The sequence below is a fragment of the Streptomyces montanisoli genome (genome assembly GCF_017813245.1).
Lineage (GTDB): Bacteria > Actinomycetota > Actinomycetes > Streptomycetales > Streptomycetaceae > Streptomyces > Streptomyces montanisoli.
In genome coordinates, this window is record NZ_JAGIQL010000263.1 from 1 (window position 1) to 5,899 (window position 5,899).

The 5,899-nt window shown below is 75.5% G+C and carries 6 protein-coding genes and 1 pseudogene; 3 read left to right on the plus strand and 4 right to left on the minus strand.

All coding sequences use genetic code 11. The annotated features are described in order from the left end of the window. The 3 genes and pseudogenes from JFN87_RS31670 to JFN87_RS34445 all read left to right on the plus strand — a co-directional run. Positions 1–180 (plus strand): annotated as a pseudogene (locus JFN87_RS31670) (serine/threonine protein kinase); the annotation flags it as partial. Positions 181–335: 155 nt separating this feature from the next. Further along, positions 336–581 carry a WhiB family transcriptional regulator gene (locus JFN87_RS31675; RefSeq protein ID WP_209345728.1) on the plus strand — a complete coding sequence of 82 codons (246 nt, stop codon included), beginning with the start codon at positions 336–338 and terminating at the stop codon, positions 579–581. Positions 582–691: 110 nt separating this feature from the next. Then, positions 692–949 (plus strand): hypothetical protein, encoded by a 258-nt coding sequence (locus tag JFN87_RS34445; RefSeq protein ID WP_209345730.1) that lies wholly within the window; start codon positions 692–694, stop codon positions 947–949. Positions 950–981: 32 nt separating this feature from the next. On the opposite strand, the gene JFN87_RS31685 is transcribed toward JFN87_RS34445, so the two are convergent. From JFN87_RS31685 to cobT, 4 genes are all read right to left on the minus strand, one after another. Beyond that, positions 982–1,617: a UdgX family uracil-DNA binding protein gene (locus tag JFN87_RS31685; RefSeq protein ID WP_209345732.1), complete on the minus strand. Its 636-nt coding sequence runs from the start codon at positions 1,615–1,617 to the stop codon at positions 982–984. 92 nt (positions 1,618–1,709) lie between these two features. Further along, positions 1,710–2,525, minus strand: a complete 816-nt coding sequence (locus tag JFN87_RS31690; protein WP_209345734.1) for a TrmH family RNA methyltransferase — start codon at positions 2,523–2,525, stop codon at positions 1,710–1,712. Between the two features lie 4 nt (positions 2,526–2,529). Next, positions 2,530–3,915 carry a uroporphyrinogen-III C-methyltransferase gene (gene cobA, locus JFN87_RS31695; RefSeq protein ID WP_209345736.1) on the minus strand — a complete coding sequence of 462 codons (1,386 nt, stop codon included), beginning with the start codon at positions 3,913–3,915 and terminating at the stop codon, positions 2,530–2,532. 181 nt (positions 3,916–4,096) lie between these two features. Further along, a partial coding sequence (gene cobT / locus JFN87_RS31700) for a nicotinate-nucleotide--dimethylbenzimidazole phosphoribosyltransferase (protein ID WP_245182769.1) occupies positions 4,097–5,899 on the minus strand: 1,803 nt, incomplete at its 5' end.

Here is a 5,899-nt window from a genome sequence, read left to right on the forward strand (position 1 = left end):
CCTCGCACCGGCGGCTCGCGGCCGCGGCCGTCGCGCGGCGGCAGCCGGCCGAACACCCGCGGCGGTACGCCGACGGGGCGCAGGCCCGCCAATCCCCGGCTGCTGCGTCAGCGTCTGATCGTCTTCGTGATCGTGACGCTGCTGGTCGCGCTCGGCATCTGGCTCGCCCAGCAGTTCTGACACACCCCCGGGCCTTCCGCGGCGTACGCGCGGGCCGGATCGGGTGTTTCAGGCGCGGCCACGCGGGCAACCCGGAGCCGCACGGCGAGCGATGACGACCGCCGTGCGCACACCCTTCCGTGCGCCCGCACACCGACAGGCCCCGGAGATCGATCATGGACTGGCGCGAACAGGCCGCCTGCCGGCACGTCGAGGCCGACACCTTCTTCCCGCTCACCGGGAAGGGGCCGGACTCCCGTCAGATCGCCCGGGCGAAGGCGGTGTGCGCCGCGTGCCCGGTCACGCTCCGCTGCGCGGCATGGGCCCTCGACACGGCCCAGCCCTACGGGGTGTGGGGCGGTATGGACGAGGGCGAGCGCCAACGCCTGCTCCGCGAGCGCCGCCGCGCGGCCCGCCGCTGACCGCCGCGACCCGACCGGCTGTGGCCCGCCCCCGTGCTGGGGACGTCCTCTCCGGGCGGAGGGCGAGCGAGACGCGGCTGCGCACGAGCCCACCCCGTGGCAAGGACAGGGTGCGCCGGGTACGGCACGGCAGGGGCTTTCACCACCTGACGCCGGACGGCTCCGGCCGCCGGCAGTACCTGTACCACGAGGAGTACCGCGCTCGCCGCGAGCGCGCCAAGCACGCCCACGTGCGGGAGGCGGCCCTCGCGCCGCCGCGGTTGCGTGAGCGGGTGGCCGAGGCCCTCGCGCTGCACGGGCGGGTCGCCTTCGGCCATCCGGGGACGCGGGGTGCGGTGGAGCGTGCCGTGCACGAGCTGCGCGGGTGACCGCCGGCGTCCCGCGAGCCGGCCTCACCGCTTCACGTCTCGTGCAGGAGCCCGCCCGCGACCTTGAGGTCCGCGACCAGGCCCTCGTACGCCTGCTCGCGGTTGTCGGAGCGCAGTACCGCCGACGGGTGCAGGGTCGCCACCACGGTGGCGTCGGTCCCGACCGGCGCCGTGAGCGGCTCGCCCCTGTGGTGGCTGACGCGGAAGTCGTGGCCCAGGAGCGACTTCGCCGCCGTGGCGCCGAGGGCGACAACGACCTCGGGCGCGACGATGCGCAGTTCCGCCTCGAGCCACGGCCGGCACGCCGTCATCTCCCGCAGGCTCGGGGGCTTGTGGATCCGCCGCTTGCCGGGTCCTGCCTGCTCGAACTTGAAGTGCTTGACGGCGTTGGTGACATAGGCGCTCTTCATGTCGAGCCCCGCGTCCCGAGCCGCCCGCCGCAGCAGGCCCCCGGCGGGGCCCACGAAGGGCTCGCCCTCCGTGTCCTCGCGGTCGCCCGGCTCCTCGCCCACCAGCATCAGGCGCGCCGACGCCTTCCCCTCGCCGAACACCGTCTGTGTCGCGTGCTCGTGGAGCGCGCAGCCCCTGCACTCCGCCGCCGCCTTGCGGTGGGCGGGGATGCCACCGCGGCGGGGCAGGAAGGCGCGCGCGTCGTGCGTCTCGGCCACGTCGGCTCTCCTCGAGGTCGCGGGTCCCCCAGCGGCTCGGGTAACCGGAGCCGCCTTCCCGAAACCGCGTGCGGGCCCGCTGTGCGCCGGCGTCAGGCCCCGGGCCGGGTGGCGTAGAAGGCGACGGCCGAGGCGGCCGCCACGTTCAGGGAGTCGACGCCGGCGTCCATCGGGATGCGCACGTGCTCGTCGGCGGCGCGCAGCGCGCCCGCTGTCAGCCCGTCGCCCTCGGTGCCGAGCATCAGGGCGAGCCTGGGGTGGCGACGGGCGGCGAGCTCGTCGAGCGTGACCGAGTCCTCGGTCAGGCAGAGGGCGGCGAGCACGAACCCGTGCTCCCGCAGCAGCCCCGCGTCGCCCGGCCAGGATTCGAGCCTGCTGTAGGGGACGGAGAGCACGGCGCCCATGGAGACCTTCACGGCGCGCCGGTAGAGCGGGTCGGCGCAGCGTGGCGTGAGGAGCACGGCGTCCACGCCCAGGGCCGCCGCGTTGCGGAAGGCGGCGCCCAGGTTGGCGTGGTCGACCATGTCCTCGAAGACCGCGACGCGGCGCCGGCCCGCGCCTGCCAGGAGTTCGGCGGGGTGCGGCAGCGGCTTCCTCGCCATGGACGCGAGGGCGCCCCGGTGCACGTGGTACCCGGTGACGCGCTCGGCGAGCGCGGGGTCGACCACGTAGACGGGCGCGGTGGCCGCGTCGATCACGTCCCGCATGGGGCCGAGCCACTTGGCCGAGAGCAGCATGGATCGCATGGCGTAACCGGCCGCGACGGAACGGCGGATGACCTTCTCGCCCTCCGCGATGAACAGGCCCTCGGCGGGCTCGCGCCGGCGCCGCAGCTGCACGTCGGTGAGGTCCGTGTAGTCGTGCAGGCGCGGGTCGGCCGGGTCGTCGAGGACGATCGGGTCCGCCACCGGCTCAGACCTTCCCGACCGCGACGACGTCACCGATGACGATCACGGCGGGCGGCCGCACGGCCTCGGCCCTGGCGGTCGCGCCCACGGTGGCGAGGGTGGCGTCGACGCGGCGCTGCGCGGCGGTCGTGCCTTCCTGGACGAGCGCGACGGGCGTGGCCGGGTCCTTGCCGTGCTGGATGAGCGCCGCGGCGATCGCGCCGATCTTGTCGACGCCCATGAGGACGACGAGGGTGCCGGTGAGCCGGGCGAGCGCGGCCCAGTCCACCAGCGAGCGGGCGTCGTCCGGCGCGACGTGTCCGCTGACGACGGTGAACTCGTGTGCCACGCCCCGGTGGGTGACGGGGATTCCGGCGGCGCCCGGCACGCTGATGGTGCTGGAGATGCCGGGGACGACGGTGCAGGGGATGCCGGCCTCGGCGAGCGCCTGCGCCTCCTCCATGCCACGGCCGAAGACGAAGGGGTCGCCGCCCTTGAGGCGCACGACGGCCTTCCCCGCCCTGGCGTGCTCGACGAGCGCGGCGTTGATGGCCTCCTGCGCCATGGCGCGGCCGTAGGGGATCTTGGCCGCGTCGATGACCTGTACGTGCGGCGGGAGTTCGTCGAGCAGGTCGCGGGGGCCGAGGCGGTCGGCGATGACGACGTCGGCGGCGGCGAGCAGGCGGCGGCCGCGGACGGTGATGAGGTCGGGGTCGCCGGGCCCGCCGCCGACGAGCGCGACGGGCACGGGCCCGGTGGGCGCCGCTTCCCCGTCGCCGGGGGCCTGCTCGCGGGGCGCCCCGATGGTGCCGTCGCGCAGGCCTTCGAGCACGGCGTCCCTGATGGCGGCGGAACGGCGCGGATCGCGGTGGCGTGCGTCGCGCCCCGCGAGGACGGCGACGGTGACGCCTTCGTCGCGGCCGGTGGCCGGGGTCCACGCGGTGGCTGCCTCGGCGTCGTCGCTGCGTACGCACCACGTGCGGCCGCGCTCGGCCTCGGCGGACGCGGCCGCGTTGGCCGCGGGGTCGCCGGTGGCGACGAGGGCGTACCAGGCGTCCGCGAGGTCGCCCTCCGCGTAGCGGCGACGCTCCCAGCGCAGTTCGCCCGCCGTGGCCATGGCCTCGACGGAGGGCGTCGCGGACGGCGAGACCAGCACGATGTCCGCACCCGCGGCGATCAGCGCGGGCAGGCGGCGCTGGGCGACCTGGCCGCCGCCGATGACGACGACCCGGCGCCCGGTCAGGCGCAGCCCGACGGGGTAGGCGGGGTGGCGGGAGCCGCCGGAGGCCTCGCCGCCGGAGGCCTCGGAGTCCTCCGGTGTCTCTCGTGCCTCTCGTGCCTCCGCCGGAGCCGGGGCCTCTGCCGGGTTCGGTGAGGGGTGTCGCGGTGCGTCGTCGTGGGGCTCGGCCATGCTGCGTACGGCTCCTCGGGCGGGTTCGTCTGATGGCCGCTGCACCGATGGAGCGGCTGGTGGGGCGCGGTGCGTGGTGGTGGGACCACTTTACGGGGGGCGGCGCACGGGGGCCGACGGGCCCCGCGCGCCACTCGGCGCGGGGCCCGTCGGTCGCTTCCTCCGGCCGCCTCCCGGTCTGCTACTTCTCCGTCACTCCGGCCGAGTCGAACGTCGCCACCTCGTGCATCGCGCGCGCCGCGCTCTGGACGAGCGGGAGCGCGAGCAGCGCGCCCGTGCCCTCGCCGAGTCGCAGGTCGAGGTCGACCAGGGGGCGCAGACCCAGCTTGTTCAGGGCCGCCTTGTGGCCGGGTTCGGCGCTGCGGTGGCCCGCGATGCAGGCCGCCAGGGCCTCGGGGGCGATCGCGCGGGCCACCAGGGCCGCCGCGCCCGCGCTGACACCGTCGAGGATCACCGGCGTACGCATCGACGCGCCGCCCAGCAGGAAGCCCACGAGCGCGGCGTGCTCGAGGCCGCCGACGGCCGCGAGCACGCCGATCGGGTCGGACGGATCGGGGCGGTGCAATTCCAGCGCGCGCCGCACGACGTCGACCTTGCGCGTGTGCGTCTCGTCGTTGATGCCGGTGCCGCGCCCCGTGACCTCGGCGGGGTCCATGCCGGTGAAGACCGAGATCAGTGCCGCGGACACGGTGGTGTTCGCGATGCCCATCTCGCCGGTGAGCAGCGCCTTGTTGCCCGCCGTCACCAGGTCGCGTGCCGTCTCGATGCCGACCTCGATGGCCGCGACGGCCTCCTCGCGGGTCATCGCGGGGCCCGTCGCCAGGTCGGCGGTGCCCGCCCTGACCTTGCGCGGCAGCAGGCCCGACGTGGCGGGCAGGTCGGTCGCCACACCGACGTCCACGATGCACACCTCGGCGCCCACCTGCGTGGCGAACGCGTTGCACACCGCGCCGCCGCCGAGGAAGTTGGCCACCATCTGCGCCGTGACCTCCTGCGGCCACGGCGTCACGCCCTGGGCGTGCACGCCGTGGTCGCCGGCGAAGATCGCGACGGCCGCGGGCTCGGGGATCGGCGGCGGGCTCTTCCGCGACAACCCGCTGAGCTGTGCGGAGATGATCTCCAGCACGCCAAGTGCCCCTGACGGCTTGGTCATGCGCTTCTGGCGCTCCCACGCCTCGCCGAGCGCCTTCGCGTCCAGCGGCCTGATCGCCGCGACGGTCTCCTCCAGCAGGTCGTGCGGCTCGGCGCCGGGCAGCACGCGCCTGCCGTACGTCTCCTCGTGGACGACCCAGGCGAGCGGGCGCCGCTTCGACCAGCCGGCCTGCATCAGCTCGGGGTCCTCGGGGAACGCGTCGACGTACCCGACGCACAGGTACGCCACGACCTCCAGGTGGTCGGGCAGGCCGAGCGCGCGCACCATCTCGCGCTCGTCGAAGAAGCTGACCCAGCCGACGCCGAGGCCCTCGGCGCGCGCCGCGAGCCACAGGTTCTCCACGGCGAGGGCGGACGAGTAGGGCGCCATCTGCGGCTGCGTGTGCCGCCCCAGGGTGTGCCGGCCGCCGCGCGTCGGGTCCGCGGTGACCACGATGTTGACCGGGGTGTCGAGGATCGCCTCGATCTTCAGTTCCTTGAACTGCTTGGCCCGCCCCTTCGGCAGCGACTTCGCGTACGCGTCGCGCTGGCGCTGGGCCAGTTCGTGCATCGCGCGGCGGGTCTCCTCGGAGCGGATGACGACGAAGTCCCACGGCTGCGAGTGGCCGACGCTTGGCGCGGTGTGCGCGGCTTCGAGTACCCGCAGCAGCACGTCGTGCGGGACGGGGTCGGAGCGGAAGCCGTTGCGGATGTCGCGGCGTTCGCGCATCACGCGCAGGACCGTGTCCCGCTCGGCCTCGTCGTAGCCGGAGGGCGCGGGGGTGGCGGCGGATGCCGGCGCCGCCGGCACCTCGCCCGCCGGGGCCGCGTCGCCCGCCCCGGCCGCGTCGCC

Coding starts and splice junctions, on each gene's coding strand:
- cobA (WP_209345736.1), bottom strand. CDS start 3,915: ATGGCCGAGCCCCACGACGACGCACCGCGACACCCCTCACCGAACCCG.
- JFN87_RS31675 (WP_209345728.1), top strand. CDS start 336: ATGGACTGGCGCGAACAGGCCGCCTGCCGGCACGTCGAGGCCGACACC.